Here is an 18000-nt window from a genome sequence, read left to right on the forward strand (position 1 = left end):
GTGATTTTATTGCGGGGTTATCTCGAACTGAAGTGTTGTGGAATAATCTTCTGTCTTGGCATTGATGAATCTCTGGTCGTTAGGGCTGGTTGAGTAATTGATATCATAATAAACACTGGAACCCTGGGTATACGCTCCTTTTGCCACCAGCTGCTGAAAGGAAGCCAGTACGATGGGATAAACAGTTGCATTGTTTCCTGAAACGGGGGACAATCCGAATTTTACCGCTTCCAGAGGAAGCGAGTTTCCGGCAGGGGAAGTAAATTTGCTCTGAAGGGATCTTATTTTGATCTGATAATTGGTATTGCTCTTTACACTGAGTGCATTGGCATATACGGAACTTACACCGTTGGTATAATCATTTTTACTCTTGAATTCCAGAGAGCTGTTCACGGCATTTGCAGAGAACTTCAATGACATTTCAGGCACATCGGGAGGAGTTCCTGAAAGCATACCGATCTGAAACTGGAAAACATGGTCCATCCTGCCGATTACATTATTATACCTGTCATAGGCCGTGAACTGCATGGGTGCTACAAAAGTGGTCCAGGCAGGATAATTGCCGAGATAAGAACCGCCGGCAACCATCAGGCTGTACTTGATCTGAAGATTGTAATAGTACCCGATAAAAAGAAAAGGAAAATTATATAACGCGGCATTTGATTGCGGAACCAGGAAAACTTCCGGCCCTTCCTGCATCATGACATTCAGCGGCATCCCGATTTGTGAAACGGAAGGCACGGCAAAAGGATAAGCACTTCCGGAAGTTGAGACCGGAGTGAAAGAAATCTTATTGGCAGGCAGCGTGTAATTGCCGTCTGTGGAAGTAACAGGCTGGGTCAGCCTTACGGACAGCCTCCAGTACGGAACGTTGATATATCCGTTGGCGGTAAAATTAGCGGTATAGGCATCAGGAATGGTATTGCCTCCGTATGAAGCAATGGACATATAACCGTTGATCCATGAATTGTAGTATACCTGTGAACAGCAATGCATCCAGATAAACAGCAATGTGACGACTGAAAACTTCTTATTGTTATTCATAAGTAAAGTTTAATTCTCCAAGTTCAAGGTTATCACGATCTCCGTAATCTATCATGACCGAAGCTGTATATTTTCCTTTCTCCAGACCGGCAGGCAGTGCGATGCTTACTTCCCTTTTATTGCCGGGCATCGTATAAAAAACAAGGGTCTCAAGAGAAGTTTTTTTACCGTTCTGGGTATTGACAAGGTCGGTGTATATCTTACCGTCTGCCCACAGTTCTCCCAGGTTATCAAAAGTAAGGTCAAGATTTGGGCTTGATTTTTTATAGGTCAGGTTACTGATTTCCAGTTTTTTGTTTTTGGCAGAAGGAAGTTTATGGAAAAGCTTGATCCCGGAACGGATGCTTACTTTAATATTGGCCCCTTTGTTATCTACATCGTCTACCGGGTTCATCTGGCTTACGTAGAGCACCGCGGTATGGGTTGGAAGTTGATCTGATAAATTTCCGGGAACCGTAATAGTTACATCAATATCCTTCCGCTCACCGGGAGCAAGGGTAAAATAGTTGTCTTCTTTTTTTACAGAGACCCAACCTGCACAGGAGTTGGGAAGCGTATTGGCCGCAGCCATCATGTTTTCCCCTTTTTCATTGTATTCCCAGTCTCCCAGGCTTACAGCAAGGTCTAAGGAATTTTTGGCACTTACATTGGTGACCGTTATTTTCTGGGTATTGCTGTTTCCGGTTCCGGATTCAAAATAAAGTCTTGGAGGAGAAACAGAAACACCTGTCTGAGCGTACAGGCTTAAGCTTAAAGAAACCATAAGGCACAGAAATATAAAATACAGTTTTTTCATGACGGAGATTTAATATTAAAAATACACAAAAAGTGCTACAAATAACCTTGCAACACCTTTAAATTTTCAATATTCCAGAAAGCTTCTCTATTTATTATTGGGAAATAATGGTATAGGTTAGTTCTGTAGTATATACGGTAGGTGTCTGCCCCGCAATATAGTTATCAAGGTAAGCATTTGCGCCTGCACCTTTGTATTCAATGCTTATTTTTTTATCTACTCCTCCTACAGTTGAAGTAACAAGGGTAGTTTCATTTGCTGATAATTGTACGTTCTGCGCATACTGAGCTCCTGTAATAGGTTCTGATCCTGCACTTGCCTTAACCTGGATGGTATTGGCCTGGATGGTTTTGGCTCCGTTCAGTAAAGCAGCGTTTGCACTTTTCACTTTCACCTGGAATCCTCCGGTACTGTAAACATTTAAATGGTCAGCATTCACAGATGATACACCGTTAGCATAATCATCTTTTGTAACGTAGTCTAGGTTAACTGTTTTTTGTGCGGTGTTAACTACAAGAGTCTGGATCGGCTTTAATCTTACATTTAAAGTTACGGTCTGCTGAGCTTTTACTGTTACAAATCCTATTAGAGAAAAAGCGGCAAAGATGAATTTTTTCATGAGACGATGATGTTTTTTATTGTTATGAATTATTGTTCTAAATTTTCTAATGCAAAGATAAATACGCTTAAAGACATCTTTTTTGTAAAAAAATGCTCAAAATTTGCAAATATGGTTTTAGAAAAATAATGAGAAATCTACCGGTTATTACAAAAAAACGTAAAAAGTAGAATTATATAAGCAATAAAAACTATCAATGTTACAATAAAATCAATACAACATTAACAATATATCAATTTTACAGCCTATAATTGTAATAAAATTTATAATATATTGTTATTCAGAACATAATTAATATCGTATTTTTTGCCTGATTTTCTATTGAGAAATTAGAGTTAGTACAAGGTAATCAGGTTTTTCAGATGAAGCGGTATACATTTCTCTCATCAGCTTGCGCATCCTATGGTCTATGGTATATGTTTTCTGTACAGCTCCTCTTCCGCTGTTGATGATATTCATTTTATTATCATTATTCACATGATTTATATTTACCTCAAATCCGGCTGTACTGGATATCGCAAAATATTTTTTTTCATCGATGCTTCCTGAAGACTGTTTATTCTGAATATCGCCAATTGAAAGAATCTGTACAGGATTCAGGTGCATGCTAAGATAAACGCCGTCATTCTGGGCTGAAATATTGACAAATGCAAAAAATAAAATACCTAATAAAAAAAGTTTGGTACCCATATCACCTTAATTTTTCACTGAGTTGTTACTTAATGTAAAAGTACAATATTTTTCTTATTTATTTCATTTCTGAGGGATTTTTTCCTGTATGTTTTTTTACAAAGTTGCTGAAGTTGCCTTCATCGTTGAAACCCAGGTCATAAGAGATTTCCGAAATGGTAAAATTTGTAAAAGCCAGGGCTCTTTTAAATTCCGTGATTACCTTTTCAATAATAATACTCTTTGCGGTTTTCCCCAAAACATATTCAGTCATCTCTGTAAGCCTTCTTGATGTGATATTGAGTTCACAGGCATAATGGGAAACTTTTTTTTCTGATTTGTAATCCCTCTGAAGAAGTATCTTGAAACGGTTTACATAGTGGAGATAATCAAATTTGACGTCCTTGTTTATCTCTTCATTTGGTATATACAAAAATGCGTCCAAAATCAGTCTTTCAATGGCATTATGTGCGGCAGATACATAAAGGTTTTCATCTTTTTTCTGAAAAGCCTCCATACGTTCCATAAAAACCACTTTCATCTGCTCGGTATTCAGGAAAGGAGCAATAAAAAGATCAGTATAATAATTGAAAAAAAGCTGTGAGTTTAAGAAAAGGCTGTCTTTGGAAGACCTTTCATAAAAACTGGAAGAAAAAGCAATAATCAGTATCTGATGCCCGTCTGCCTTACCGAAAACGATCTGTTTTTCGGGTCCTAAAAAAGCAATATTCCCGGCCTTTACGGAATAAGGTATATTTTCTATCTCAAGGTCGATATCCTCCATAAAGATATAGATACAGTAATATTCCATGGTATGGAATTTCCTGGTGTAATTATTCCTTTTGATAATATCATCCAGACGGTTCACACTGAAACCTATATTTTTTAGCTGATCTGTTATTACATACATAATACAACGATAAGAAATTTTTCACATAATCATTTTATAAAAATAACTTTTTTAGTTACAATATATTAATAAATTATTTTATGTTACATATATATTATGTAATTGTAAATTATGTCCATAATAACATAAAACCAATACAATAACGATGCAATACATAGGTTTTATGAAGAATTATAAAAAATTAAATATTTTAAAATTGAATTTTATAATGGAGAAGGGGTCTTCCTCTGAGAACTTCCGCACTCTGTTCCGGCGTAATGTCGCGCTGTGTTTCGGCAAGCATTTCATAACCTACCATAAATTTTTTCACCTTTGCACTGCGCAGCAGCGGCGGATAGAAATGCATATGGAAATGCCATTCCGGATGGTCTTCCCCATCTGTAGGCGACTGATGGATCCCGGAAGAATAAGGAAATGAGACATTGAAAAGGTTATCATATTTTGTGGTGAGGTTTTTTAAAATTTCCGCCAATGCGTTTTTTTCCATTTCCGAAAACCGGGAAATATTTTCAACCTTCCGTTTACTGATGATCATTGTTTCATAAGGCCATGATGCCCAGAAGGGAACCAGTGCGACAAATCCATCGTTTTCAAGAACTACCCTTTCCCCTGCCTCTATTTCCTGCCGAAGATAATCCTCCAAAAGCGATTTTCCGTTTTTACCGAAATACGCTTTTAAATTTTCCTGTGTTTTGCTGATTATGGTGGGAATGGAAGACTGCGCCCAGATCTGCCCGTGCGGATGCGGGTTGCTGCATCCCATGATTTTCCCCTTATTTTCAAAGATCTGGACATGGCTGATAAAATCCTCAGCCCCCAGTTCTTCATACTGCTGCTGCCAGACATCAATTACTTTTCTGATGTCTTCAGTTTCCATTTCAGGCAACGTAAGGCTGTGGTTTTCGGAGAAGCAGATCACCCTGTTAATACCGCGTTCGGGCTGCATTGAAAAAAAATCAGTCTTATCTTCAGAAATTTCCACGTCTTCATTCATCAGAGACCCGAAATCGTTATCAAAAACATAGACACCTTTATAATCCGGATTTTTTTCACCGCTGATGCGGAGATTCCCTGCACATAAATAACAGCCGGGATCATGGTGCGGAAGGTGCTCCTTTTCAGTTGCTTCGGTCTGGCCCTGCCACGGGCGGCTGGCCCTTTGCGGTGAGACCAGGATCCATTCATCCAGTAGCGGGTTATACCTTCTGTGCGGATGCTTTTTACTGTCAAATGATGGATTCATTGTCTTTATATTCTTTTATTCCTTCGGAAATATTAATTTTATAAACGTTCATGTCAATACCGAAGGCTTTCCGGTATTTTTCTTTAATAACCTTACTGATCCGGTCTGCCTGATCTTCTTTCACCAGATTAATGCTGCAGCCACCGAAACCGCCGCCCATCATCCTTGCACCCAAAACGCTTTGTTCCTTCAGTGCCTCTTCCACCAGGAAATCAATTTCATTACAGCTTACTTCATATTCCTGTGAAAGCCCTGCATGGGTTTCAGTCATCAGGCGGCCAAGGCATTCCGGATTATTTTCTGAGAGGGCCCGCACCGCCTCTTCTACCCTTTTAATTTCTTTCACCACATACAGGCAACGTCTGTAGGCCAAATCACCCATATCATCCTTCAGCTCCGTGAGGATTTCTTCAGTGACCTGACGGAAATTAACAATCTCCGGATACCGCAATCTGATCATCTCCTTTCCCAGCTCAATATCTTTTCTCCTGTCGTTATACCCGGAAGTAAGATGGGTATGCTTTACACAGCTGTCAAATAAAACCCAGCTGTATCCATCAAGCTGCGCATTGTAATAATGATGTTCCAGGGAACTGCAGTCCAGCATCATGACTTTGTTTTTCTTTCCGAAGACCGAAGCAAACTGGTCCATAATCCCGCATTGTACACCTGCGAAAGTATGCTCTGCTTTCTGGCCGACCAGCGCAATTTCTTTCTTCGAAAGCTGAAGATCAAACAGCGTATTCAGAATATAGGCAAAACCACATTCCAGTGCCGCGGACGAAGACAATCCCGACCCCATGGGAATGATACTGCTGAATGCAATCTGTAATCCACCCGTTTTTCTTCCGCAGTCCTGAATGGCATCAAAAACCCCTAGCAGGTAATTGACCCACATCTGCCCGACCGGACTTTGCTTTTCACTGATGTTAAAACTAAAGGATTCACCAAGATCTGCCGCAAAAAACGTACAGGTCTCAGAATCCTGCTGCCGTTTAACGGCAAAGCAGATATACTTGTCAATGGCAGCAGGAAGTACCCAGCCGTCATTATAATCTACGTGTTCCCCGATGATATTGATTCTTCCCGGAGCAAGAAAAATATGTTCAGGCTCCGACCGGAATACTGACTGAAATACTGCTTTTGTAGAATCGATTAGCGTGTTGTGCATATATAGATGCAATTTATCATTTTTCAGTCAGGAATTAATGACCTTTCTAAAATTTTTATCCGGCTGCAGCTGAAGATTTAACCTATTTAATAAAGAAATATTATAGTTTTATTTCAGAACCTTTTTAAAATCTGTCCAGAAGTGTTAAAAGTCATATTTGAATCTTGTTGACAATACATCATCCTGTGGAAATTCAATCAGATTTATTCAATCAGATAATTGAATTCTTTCCTGTACTGTGAAGGGCTTTTTTTAATGTATTCTTTAAATGTCTTATTAAAATAGCTGAAATTATTGAAACCGGATTCAAAGCAGACTTCGGTAATGCTTAACGGCTGTTCCGAAAGAAGCTTTAACGAATGTGTAATCCTGTATTCATTCACAAACTGGGTAAAAGTCTTGTTGGTGATTTTCTTGAAGTAACGGCAGAATGAAGGCACTTTCATATTCGCGAGGTCGGCAATCTCCTCCAGGGTCATCTGTTCCCTGAAATGGTCTTTTACATAATTAAAAATAACATTAATTCTGTCATTGTCTTCCACCTGGGTCTGGAGATAATATTTTCCGGCATTCAGGATCCTGCAGTCCTGGGTAAAAGCCAGTTCATCCAGGATGCCCAGAAACCTGATCAGCCGGTCCAGCGATGATGAGTCATGCATATCTGCAATTTTTTTACCGATCTCTTTCTTGGTTTTTTCGCCGAATACGATCCCGGCTTTTGATTTTTCCAGCAACCCTGTGATCCTCTGCATTTCCGGAGTTTTCCAAATGGCCTCGCCTAAGAAATCAGGCTTGAACTGGACAACCATCTCATAATCATTGTTGGTGTTTTCATTCGTAAGCCCGCAGTGGGGAAGATTGCTGCCGATGAGCACCAGGTCGCCATCCGAGAAATAAGAGATGTTGCTCCCGATCTGCCTTTTCCCCGAACCTTTGCATACATAAATCAGTTCAATTTCCGGATGGTAGTGCCAGACATGGGATTTGATATTTTCATTGGTAAGGAATTTCAGGCTGGTAAAGCTGCTTCCTATGGTAGGATGGATGGCTTCAAAGGCAGGATGCGAATGTTTCATGGGAATGGTGTAATGCTATATTGACTAAATTATACACAAAATTAACAATTAATATTTAATTAATATACATACAAGGTTAATATAAGACATATATATGAAAATTATATGGTAGAATGCAGTAGATTACCGCTGTATCTTTGTCCTATAAATTATTGATAACAAAAACATTATCATGAATACATTCTTAAAAACCGGAATTCTTTTAGGATTCTCACTGATGTCAGCCAGCCTGATGAGTAAAGACAGGGATTTTTCTGTTTCCGTAGGAAAGATAACAGCTAAGACTGTTCATTTTGAAGTATCGAATGCCAAGAATATGTCAATATTCATCTACAATGATACGGAAGGTGAACTGTATTCTGAAAACCTGGGTTCGGAAGGCCATATAGCAAAATCCTATGACCTTCAGGCACTTTCCCCGGGAACCTATTACCTGATCGCAGAATCTGATTCCAGGGTAGAAAAGTATAAGATAAGCATTGATAAAAATAACCTGGTGAAGATGGAAAAAACGCCGGTAAGCGCCATCAGCAAACCCGAATTTACCATTTCAGGACATACCGTGAAACTTCACCTGGCCGAGGTTACTGTCCCTGTACAGATTTCTGTTTATGACGCCTCCAATACGGCCTATTATTCAAGCAGTAAAAAATCAGCTGAAGGAGCACTGGACCTGACATTTGACCTCAATCCGGAAAATTCTGATACGTATGTTATCCGGGTTGAACAGGGCGGGAATATTTTTAACAAAGTCATTGCTTTTAAATAAGATCCATAACTAAATTATAGATACATTCCTGAATTAAAGGGAATACAATTTTACGTACAGTCAGTTTTGAGGCAGCTCTTCTTTTCTTAAATCACGGAGAAAGAGTTGCCTCATTTTTTTAGTTATGGTGTCCCATATCAAGCTTAATTTTTTTCAAGTCCTCAAGTTCGTGAACCGGCCGTTCTATGTCATAAGGAAGGGGCATTTTTGAAAAGGTCTGAAAATACAGCAGGCAGGCATCTTTCCACCAGACAGCATCTCTTGACTGGATTTTAAGCTTAGACTGTACTTCTGCAAACCTCTGTTCATCAACATAAGGCTGCATGCGGTCCCAGGTAACCTGATAACGCCGTACATTTCTAACACCTGTATCATATTTATAACACAGTTCTTCCCATAATGTTTTTCCATCCTTCATTTTATAATTCCAGGGAACATGGTGAAACCACAGCAGGAGGTTTTCCGGGCAGGTATTGATATTGCCATAGATTTCGTTCAGCGGAGGATGATATTGTGAAACCGCGTTGCTTCCTGTTTTGGTCCTGTTAAACCCGAGTCCTTCCGCATCGGCCTGATGGTAATATACGGGAGACCAGTCCGGCCTGCCGCCTTTGTAATCGCCCCACGGCTCCGGCCCGTAATGGTGGCCTCCTGCGAAAATATGGTGAAGCCCTAAAGGCATCATATAATCCACCACGGTTTCCCTTGACGTGAGCATCATATCTTTCACCGGATCCAGAAAACGTTTATCATCTGTAAAAGTCATTTTTATCCATTCATCGGCAATCTGTTCCGGATTGAGCTCATGGTTCCAGGCCAGCCTCCCGAAGGCATACCAGTTTGCCTGTGCAAACTGATGGCCGGTCCAGTTCTTATCTTCCCCGATATTCGCCACCGCGGAGACAGCCGTAAGCTTCTGTGGGTGCAGCGTACCGTCTGTAATCCTGGCGATGGTTGATCCTTCTCCTTCTGCATAGGTATCGCTTTCCAGGGTTTCCTTAAACAGTGGTGCAAGATACGCCAGGTGATTAGACTGTCCCAGGTATTCCTGCGTGATCTGGAATTCAACCATTTCAGACGTCTTTTTTAAAGCCCCGAACAACGGGTTGAATGCTTCTCTCGGCTGGAAATCAATCGGTCCGTTTTTGATCTGGATGATCACATTATTCCTGAATTTACCGTCCAGCGGCACAAATTCCAGATAGGCCTGCTTGGCACGGTCTTCTTTGCTGGGACTGTATACAAAAGCCCTCCACATCACGATTCCGTTGTAAGGCTTCAGGACATCCGCCATCATATTGGCACCATCGGCATGGGTCCTGCCGTAATCCTGGGGGCCCGGCTGTCCTTCCGAATTGGCTTTTACCAGAAAACCTCCGAAGTCGGGAATCAGTCTATAGATTTCAGCGGCTTTATCTTTCCACCATTTCCGGACATTTTTATCCAGCGGATCTGAATTTTCCAATCCGCCGAGAGCTTTCGGGGATGAAAAATTAACAGAAAGATATACTCTGATCCCGTAAGGGCGGAAAATATCTGCCAGTGCCTTCACTTTAACCAGGTAGTCATTGCGGAGCATATCGGGTGAAGCGTTCACATTGTTAAGCACCACGGAATTGATTCCTATGGAAGCATTTGCCCGTGCATATTCTTCATACCTCGGCGAAATCTTTCCAGGTAATTCTTCCCATTTCCATAATGACCTGCCGGCATAGCCCCTTTCAATACTGCCGTCGAGGTTGTCCCAGTGGTTGAGGATCCTTACATCATAAGAAGGCTTTTCCGTAATATCAAGATCCGTTACAACTGATTTTATCTGCTGAAGGCGTAAAATATGATAGACTCCGTATAGCAGCCCGGTCTCTTTTTCAGCAGAAATAACCAGTTTGTTGTTAATGGTTTTGATAGTATAACCCCCTTTCAGGTTTTTTAATGATCTGTCCGTACGCAGTTCGACCGCCTGTCCCTGCCAGTGGCTGCTTAACTCTTTTCTGGCAATGTTCAATGTTGGATTATTCCCTCTGGAAATAATTTTATCTGCTGAAATTCCGTTTTTTGCGGGAAACCTGAGCCAGAGCCGACTTCCGTCTTCTGCAAAAACCGTTAACGGAATTATTACCATTAAAAATAACATGATGTATAATCTGAACTGTTGCATCTGGAACTGTTTTTTATCTATAGGCTAACCCTATGATTATTGATATTCCACAGGTTGTACCTATGGCGATTGTCGTTGAACCCTCCGGGTTCTCCGTAAAGCTTTTTTTTAACACAATAAATCTCTATACCGGATTAATTATAAGCACCTTTACCTATTTCTGACCTTCTATGGTTTTAATGTTACCGTCGCTGTCATATTCCAGCTCAACAACTTTCATGCTTCTGAGCCATGTTTTTCCTTCGCTCGGGACACTATCATGGAAGAACAGGTACCATTTCCCTTTGAATTCCACAATACTGTGATGGGTAGTCCATCCCACAACCGGTGTCAGGATTTCTCCCTGGAAAGTAAACGGTCCGTAAGGATTGTCACCTGTTGCATAACAGATCAGGTGCGTGTCGCCGGTAGAATATGAAAAATAATATTTACCATTGTATTTATGCATCCATGAAGCTTCAAAAAAGCGGTGTTTGTTGCCGTGAAGCAAAGGATTTCCGTTTTCATCGAGAATCAGGACATCTTTTGGTTCTTCACCGAATTCCAGCATATCATCGCCCAGAACAACAACTTTTGAAGAAATGGCCGGTTCATTTTCATGAGGAAGAATGGCAGACTCCAGGGCTTTATTGTTCCGGTAACGCTGTAACTGCCCGCCCCAGATCCCTCCGAAATACATATAATGCCTGCCGTTGTCTTCAAAAATACACGGGTCAATGCTGTAGCTTCCCAGCATCGGATGTTTTTCAGGGATGAAAGGACCGTAAGGCCTGTCGCTTACCGCAACGCCGATGCGGAAAATATCGTTTTTATCTTTCAGCGGATAATACATATAATATTTCCCGTCTTTACAGGCAACATCGCAATCCCACAACTGCCTGCCTGCCCATGGGATATCTTTTACCGAAAGTACGACCCCATGATCTGTAATGTCTCCGTTTTCCACCTCATCAAGGGAAAAGACATGGTAATCATTCATGTCAAAATGGTCGCCGTTGTCATTTTCCTCAATTCCGCTTTCGCGGTCGTGGGACGGATAGATATAAAGCCTGCCTTCAAAAACGTGTACGGAAGGGTCTGCCATGAAGTCTTTTGGGAATAGATATTTTGGTTTGTTCATTGTTTTAATATAGATAATTAGATAATAGACTAATAGATGATAGACTGATAAATTTTCAGATAATGGAGATCAGGCATCATGTTTTTATGATCAAGAATTATTTTGTTTCTGTGAGTCTAATAATTTTTCCAACGACAGGTTTTGTATTGTACCGGCGGTCAAACAACAACGGATAATCGGTTCTGCCTTTGATGGGGAAATCGTTTTTCCACGACTGGCTGTCGGTGACACCCCACAAAGTAACCCTTCTGATGCTGTTTTTATGTTTCAGAAATAATCTGAAAAAGTCCTGATACCTGTTTTCCCAATTGGCCTGCACATCTGCAGGAAGCCCGTTTCTGTAGGGATTCATTTTTTCGTCATACGCTATTTTATCTGATACATTGGCGGACGTTCCCCACGGCGAAGGCAAAGCACTGATATCCAGCTCTGTAATATTTATTTTCACACCGGATTGGGCATATGCGGAAATGGCTTTTTCATATTCTTCTATTGAAGGCGTGTCTAGGCCTACATGGGCCTGCATGCCTACCCCGTCAATCCGGATGCCTCTTGCTTTCATGTCTTTTACCATTTTGATAACGGCGGCTACTTTCCCCGGATACCATTCGTTATAGTCATTATAGTACAGTTCCGCATCAGGATCCGCCTCATGGGCATACCGGAAAGCCAACGGAATAAAATCCTCGCCCAGAATCTCGTAGAATTTGCTTTTTCTGTATGACCCGTCTTCCATAATGGCTTCGTTTACCACATCCCATCCTTTTACTCTTCCTTTGTAACGGGAAACTACAGTGGTAATATGGTTTTTCATTCTTTGTTTAAGCACCTCCGGCGAAACATCTTTTCCGTCTTTATCAACGAAAAACCATTTCGGCAGCTGTGAATGCCAGATCAGCGTATGCCCGATGATAAACATATTGTTCTTCTCACCGAAAGCCACGAAGGCATCGGCATCATCAAAAAAGAATTTATTCTCCTCCGGCTGCAGGAACATGGATTTCATGCAGTTTTCCGCTACAATGGAACTGAACTGTTTCCTGATGATCTCTACGGATTTACGGTCTTTACCATAAATCTGCGGCAGGCTCATGGCTGTCCCGATATAGAATTTATTTTTGAATATGTTTTTCAGGGTGATGTCAGAACTTGCCGTGCCGGTTGTTCTGCACGAGACTGTCAAGGTTAAAATCCCTAATAATGCTGCTATCTTTTTCATAAGATTTTTATTTTTCATTTGGCTTTGGACGAAAATTGTATGATTTTCAATCAGCCTTGTCAATAAGTTTTGGACCTTGACAAGGCTGATGCAGCCCGGCTTGAACGGAGCTCTTTTTGTGAAGCGGAGCGGAATAAAAAAGCGGGAGTGGAAGACGGACCAGCTGCCCAAATTCTTAGCAGCTCATTAATCTTTTGCTTTTCTCCTTTCTTTGAGATCATGCTCGATTTCGATTTCTTTTTTCTTGTTGATTTCATAGAACATCAGCAGTCCGCAGGCTGAAAAGAACGGAATGGCCGGAAATACACTGACCAGCATTTTTGCACCTTCGGAAACGGTGTCCGGTTGTAAAACATTTACGGCTCCTTCCGAGGAAATATAGCCGTACCGGCCAATAATATAAGCGACTAATGAACTGCCGATGCTTAAACCGACTTTTAACCCAACCATCATTGCCGAAAAAATAATGGCAGTTGCCCTCCGGTTGTTTTTCCACTCGGAATAATCAGCAACATCAGCAATCATCGCCCAGAGTAGAGGCGTTCCGATTCCGTAAAAAAAGCCATGTAAAATTTGTGACAGGAACATCAATCCAACCGATTTCGGCGGATAGAATATGAATGCCAGTACAAACAGTGTTGAAATAAACAGTGAAGCGATAAATGTATCTCTTTTGCCATATTTATCTGCAAATTTTTTGGAGAATGTAATCCCGACAATCATCATGATGATTCCACCTGCATTGAAGAGCCCGAAGCCTGCTGAACGCGGATCTTCGCCAAAGAAATTCATCCCGACGGAATTAAATAATCCGGTAATCGGCGATATAAACTGCTGAAGAGCAGATTCATCTACATAATTATTAAAATAGTATACATAGGAACCGCCTTTCATTGCCAGGGTAATGAAAATCAATGCCGTAACCACCAACATGATAATCCAGGGTTTGTTTTTCCTTAAATCTTTTAGATCAGCTCCCAAAGTAGATTCCTGCTCCGGTTTCGGGATCACTCTTTCTTTGGTTGTGAAAAATGTTATCAGCAGCATCAGGGTCCCTATAACGGCCAGCCAGGTCATTACCGTTTCAATACCCGCTGCTTTATCCCCGTTTCCTACGGATAAAATAATCGGGAGCATGAATACCTGTACAAAAAACTGCGCAAACATCACGGCGACAAAACGGTAGGATGAAATGCTGTTCCTTTCCCCCATATCACCTGTTATTACGCCGCTCAATGCGGCATACGGTAAATTATTGGCTGCATACAGCAACAGCAACAGTGAATAGGTTGCCGCCGCATAGATCATTTTTCCTTTATAAGAAAACCCGGGCGTGCTGAAAGCCAGCAGGGCGGCAATTCCCAACGGAACTGCTGTAAACAGGATCCACGGACGGAATTTCCCCCATTTGGTGCGGGTACGGTCTGCCAGTGCCCCGATGACCGGGTTGAACCCGAATCCCGCAATCAGACCTACAATAAGGGTAATGATGGAGGCATCTTCAGGTTTAAGCCCGTAAATATCGGTATAAAAATAAGCGAGGTAGGTCACCAGGGTCTGAAAAACAAGATTGGCAGCAAGATCGCCTAAGCTATAGCCTATTTTTTCCGCTACTGATATTTTTTGTGGCTGATTGTTCATATGAAATAAGATATTTGAGGACAGGAAGGCGGATTATGGACTAAGATCCGCGTGTCCTTGTTTTTTTATGGGTTGAGTTTGATAATTATTCTGTGGTAAACGGTGAAGCAGGAATCCCGCTCTTGTTGGTGAGGTTCCCATCCGGGTTATCTGCCCAGTCATACCGTACGGCAACCGGATTGCTGATGCGGTCATTCCAAACCATGACTGTATTTCCTTCAATTTTTGCTTTTGCCCATTCATATATTCCATCTCTACTTTTGACAGCGAAACCTTTCAGTTCTGAAACCGGGGCCAGATGATCCGTTCCGGATTTAAAGGAAAGGATAATTGTATTGCCTTCTTTTTTCATGGATTGGTAAACGGGCCCGTCTGCGATGATGTTTTTTTTACCGGCAATTTTGAATGCCTGCAAAGCAAGCCGTTTGCCTATGGTTTCTTTGTTTAAAGGATGAATATCATTCCATTCTCCTGCATCGATGCTTACGGCGAGCCCTGTATTGGGAATGGTTAATGAAACGGTACGCTGCTGGTTTCTCAGTTCGGCCCACTTGCTTTCAGCGGGCTGGCTTTTCGGCTCCATAAAATTGGCGAGCTGAACAATAAGGAACGGTGCTTCTTTTTCATTCCATTTTGAACGCCAGTCAGTGATCATCGTGGTCAGCAAATCTCCGTATTCTTGAGGTTTTGAAGTATTGCTTTCTCCCTGGTACCAGAGGAAGCCTTTAACTTTGTAATTAACCAGCGGGCTGATCATGGCATTGTACAGCCCTGTAGGTTTCCAGCGGATAAAAGTCTGGCCCGGGGCCGCCTTCCCCATTTTGTTACCGATTTTGTATTTCCATTCGCCTTTCAGGTCAATTTTCTGTCCTCCGGTTTCCAGATAATAGGGCTTATCAGCAATAAACTGCCCTTTTCCGCTTCCGTTGGTAATCCTCACGGCAATGACATTTTTGCCTTCTTTTAAAACACCTGCCGGAATATCGTACCACCGCGGCGGATATTCATAGGTTACATTCCCCACCTTTATGCCGTTAATGTAAGTAACGTCCGCATCTTTAATTCTTCCCAGGTTTAAGAATGCCGGCCGGCCGGCTGAACCTTTCGGCAATGTGATTTCTTTTCTAAGCCAAACGGATCCGTCGAATGAACCTTCCCGGTCTTCCCAAGATCCAGGAACCGTTATGGTTTTCCATCCGGAATCATCAAGATCAAAGTTTTCCCAATGTTGATTCAAGCCGGAATCTGTCCGGTCAAGTTCGGTATACCATGCTTTGCTTAAGGCCTGCTCATCAGATTCTGTTGATTTAATTAATTCATCGTCCTGCCATTTTTGGGCTTCCTCCAGATATTCAGGATATTTTTTCAGGGAATTTCCGTCCATCCATGCCTGTACCGGGGAACCTCCCAGGCTGGTATGGATAATGCCTACCGGAATTTTATTTTTCTCGTTCAGTTCTTTGGCAAAGAAATAGGCAACGCCCGAAAAGTTAAGAATGGTCTGCGGATCCGTGGCTTCCCATTTCCCTCCGTCCAGTTCAGTCTGCGGGGCTTTAAAATTATACTTCTGCGGAACCGTGAAAAACCGGATATTTTGGTTACCTGCATTTTTGATTTCGTTTGCGTACAATGGCTTTAGCCGGCGCATCGGAAGCTCCATATTGGACTGTCCGGAAGCTACCCAGACATCGCCTATCAGGATATTTTTAAGGGTAATTTCATTAACCGTCATCACAAAGGGACCGCCTGCTTTAAGCTCAGGGAGCATAATATCCCAGTTCCCATTTTTATCGGCAACGGCGGTATAGGACTTATTCAGAAATGCGACACTCACTTTCTCTCCCGGATCCGCGTAACCCCAGATTTTCAGTTTTTGATTCCTCTGGAGAACCATGCCGTCCGAAACGAGAGCCGGAAGTTTTATTTTGGCTTCAGTAAAAGAAATGGCGAAGATGGCGGTGAGCAGAAATAAAATCCTGTATTTATATATTTTCATGGGATAACCGGTTGTTTTTAATTTTATTTGAGTGGATTTTTTAAAAATTTTCAGTCAGTAAACAGTATTCATCATAAAAAGGCGACCGCTGTTAATTTATTATGATTTTACTGATTCCTATATTTTTTAAAAATAAAAGAAAGTATCAATATACAAAAGCAATTTGAGGCTGCTGCCTTTCTGTAAGATATATCTGACATGATAAAAAGTCCGTCAATACGAATAAAACCATCTGCCTTATCATAAAAAGTAAGAATATCAAAAAGAAGATATTCTTACTTTTTATACGGTACAATGGGCTGTTATCAAACCATTCATGAAAGCACCAGGATGATCAGCTGCTGTTTTAATGAATGCTTATCGTATTTTCAATAATATCCACAAAAACAAACTTTATGATAAGCTGTTTTTAATAGTAAAAAACTTTAACATAATTTTAACATTAAATTAATATGGATGTAAATTATTTTATGATGAAATCCCATTAATTCACATGATAATAATCCCCTGAAATGCTGTCCGGCTTACACAAGCTTCCACATTCCCGGAATTCTGTTAAACAATAACAGCTATGATTATTCTAAATTTTATTATACAGGCCTGGCAAAAAGAAATATCATAAGCGAATTCCAGAAGAATATACGTTTGAATCCCGATCTTTTCAGGCTTATCCAATACACAAGAAACACCTTCAGACTTTATCATTCTGAAGGGGTTTTAAAAGTAATTCAGGAAATATTATAACCTTTCCATTACCATTTTTCTTGTGCCTAAATCAATTTCCTGCTTCAGTACGTCACGGGTTTCCGCATCAATATAATAGGTGCTTATTGCTTTTTTTTCTGAGATATCATCGGTAACGGAAACCATCCATACAGCCTTGTTATTAAGGGTACCTTTCGTGGTCCCGGTAATGTAAGCTTTGATGATGCCTATGGCAGATTTCGGGTTATAATCAAAGATGGCAATTTCAACTGTGTAGTTTTCTTTCAACGGAAGCCAGCGGATCAGCTGCGGATAAAAATTGCTGTCAAAGAACTTTCCGTTTGTCTTTTCACTGATCTCAGTTTTTTTATTCTGGACCTTATCCAGATAATATCCTGTTACCTTATTCTCTTTCCCGAAATCCAGCAGCATGTCCCTTTGGGTATTGAATGAACTGTGCTTTACAGGAGCAAGGCCGGGGAACGTTACTGCGGTTTCATCTGTCCAGTCCGGCATATTCTTCATTTTAATGGTGGTGGTGACATTGACACGGGTACCGGTTTTCAGGATTTTCGTATCTATCTTTGCCATTTCTATTTTTGCAGTGTCTTTCAGGGCATACCAGGTCATCGAATAGTCTTCATTTCTGATCAGTGACACATCAACCTGATTTTTTCCCGGCACCTGTGGAGATTGCTGTGCCTCCATAGAGGAAAAGGCAGACTGGAAAACGAGTATTACAGATAAAAGTTTTAAAAATCTCATAATTTTAATTTTAATTTTAATATGAGTATACATGACGGTAAGATTGTTACACCTGAAGCCGTTATTCTATTTTATTCTTAAACTGCTGCCGGTTCTTCA

Annotated in this window: 15 protein-coding genes; 1 reads left to right on the plus strand and 14 read right to left on the minus strand. The window is 41.1% G+C overall.

Features of this window, described 5'->3' with window-relative positions; translation table 11 throughout:
- Positions 1-6: 6 nt before the first annotated feature.
- The 8 genes from SD427_RS11260 to SD427_RS11295 all read right to left on the minus strand — a co-directional run bounded on the left by SD427_RS11260 (position 7) and on the right by SD427_RS11295 (position 7528).
- A complete protein-coding gene (locus SD427_RS11260; RefSeq protein ID WP_320557893.1) occupies positions 7-1044 on the minus strand; it encodes a hypothetical protein in 1038 nt (345 codons plus the stop codon).
- Positions 1037-1840 (minus strand): molecular chaperone, encoded by an 804-nt coding sequence (locus SD427_RS11265; protein WP_320557894.1) that lies wholly within the window; start codon positions 1838-1840, stop codon positions 1037-1039. Before SD427_RS11265 ends, SD427_RS11260 begins: the two co-directional genes overlap by 8 nt.
- A 94-nt stretch (positions 1841-1934) precedes the next feature.
- Positions 1935-2459 carry a hypothetical protein gene (locus tag SD427_RS11270; RefSeq protein WP_320557895.1) on the minus strand — a complete coding sequence of 175 codons (525 nt, stop codon included), beginning with the start codon at positions 2457-2459 and terminating at the stop codon, positions 1935-1937.
- Positions 2460-2777: 318 nt separating this feature from the next.
- Positions 2778-3149, minus strand: a complete 372-nt coding sequence (locus SD427_RS11275; RefSeq protein WP_320557896.1) for a hypothetical protein — start codon at positions 3147-3149, stop codon at positions 2778-2780.
- 58 nt (positions 3150-3207) lie between these two features.
- Positions 3208-4038, minus strand: coding sequence for an AraC family transcriptional regulator (locus SD427_RS11280; protein WP_320557897.1), 831 nt, complete (start codon positions 4036-4038; stop codon positions 3208-3210).
- Positions 4039-4228: 190 nt separating this feature from the next.
- Positions 4229-5281, minus strand: a complete 1053-nt coding sequence (locus SD427_RS11285) for a UDP-glucose--hexose-1-phosphate uridylyltransferase (protein ID WP_320557898.1) — start codon at positions 5279-5281, stop codon at positions 4229-4231.
- Positions 5265-6452, minus strand: a complete 1188-nt coding sequence (galK, locus tag SD427_RS11290; RefSeq protein ID WP_320557899.1) for a galactokinase — start codon at positions 6450-6452, stop codon at positions 5265-5267. The genes SD427_RS11285 and galK overlap by 17 nt, the downstream gene beginning before the upstream one ends.
- A 203-nt stretch (positions 6453-6655) precedes the next feature.
- Positions 6656-7528, minus strand: coding sequence for an AraC family transcriptional regulator (locus SD427_RS11295; RefSeq protein WP_320557900.1), 873 nt, complete (start codon positions 7526-7528; stop codon positions 6656-6658).
- Between the two features lie 172 nt (positions 7529-7700).
- On the opposite strand from SD427_RS11295, the gene SD427_RS11300 reads away from it, so the two are divergent.
- On the plus strand, positions 7701-8297 hold the full coding sequence (locus tag SD427_RS11300; protein ID WP_320557901.1) for a hypothetical protein: 597 nt from the start codon (positions 7701-7703) through the stop codon (positions 8295-8297).
- A gap of 118 nt (positions 8298-8415) precedes the next feature.
- On the opposite strand, the gene SD427_RS11305 is transcribed toward SD427_RS11300, so the two are convergent.
- The 6 genes from SD427_RS11305 to SD427_RS11330 all read right to left on the minus strand — a co-directional run bounded on the left by SD427_RS11305 (position 8416) and on the right by SD427_RS11330 (position 17901).
- Complete coding sequence (locus SD427_RS11305; protein ID WP_320557902.1) at positions 8416-10455, minus strand: alpha-glucuronidase; 2040 nt, start codon at positions 10453-10455, stop codon at positions 8416-8418.
- Between the two features lie 154 nt (positions 10456-10609).
- Positions 10610-11575 (minus strand): glycoside hydrolase family 43 protein, encoded by a 966-nt coding sequence (locus SD427_RS11310; protein ID WP_320557903.1) that lies wholly within the window; start codon positions 11573-11575, stop codon positions 10610-10612.
- A gap of 97 nt (positions 11576-11672) precedes the next feature.
- Positions 11673-12794 (minus strand): endo-1,4-beta-xylanase, encoded by a 1122-nt coding sequence (locus tag SD427_RS11315; RefSeq protein ID WP_320557904.1) that lies wholly within the window; start codon positions 12792-12794, stop codon positions 11673-11675.
- A 186-nt stretch (positions 12795-12980) separates the two neighbouring features.
- Complete coding sequence (locus SD427_RS11320) at positions 12981-14435, minus strand: MFS transporter (protein ID WP_320557905.1); 1455 nt, start codon at positions 14433-14435, stop codon at positions 12981-12983.
- A gap of 85 nt (positions 14436-14520) precedes the next feature.
- Entirely contained in the window at positions 14521-16431 is a 1911-nt protein-coding gene (locus SD427_RS11325; RefSeq protein ID WP_320557906.1) for a sialate O-acetylesterase, read from the minus strand.
- A gap of 738 nt (positions 16432-17169) precedes the next feature.
- Positions 17170-17901: a hypothetical protein gene (locus SD427_RS11330; protein WP_320557907.1), complete on the minus strand. Its 732-nt coding sequence runs from the start codon at positions 17899-17901 to the stop codon at positions 17170-17172.
- Positions 17902-18000: the final 99 nt, after the last annotated feature.

Source organism: Chryseobacterium sp. JJR-5R, from assembly GCF_034047335.1.
In the GTDB taxonomy this organism is placed as follows: domain Bacteria; phylum Bacteroidota; class Bacteroidia; order Flavobacteriales; family Weeksellaceae; genus Chryseobacterium.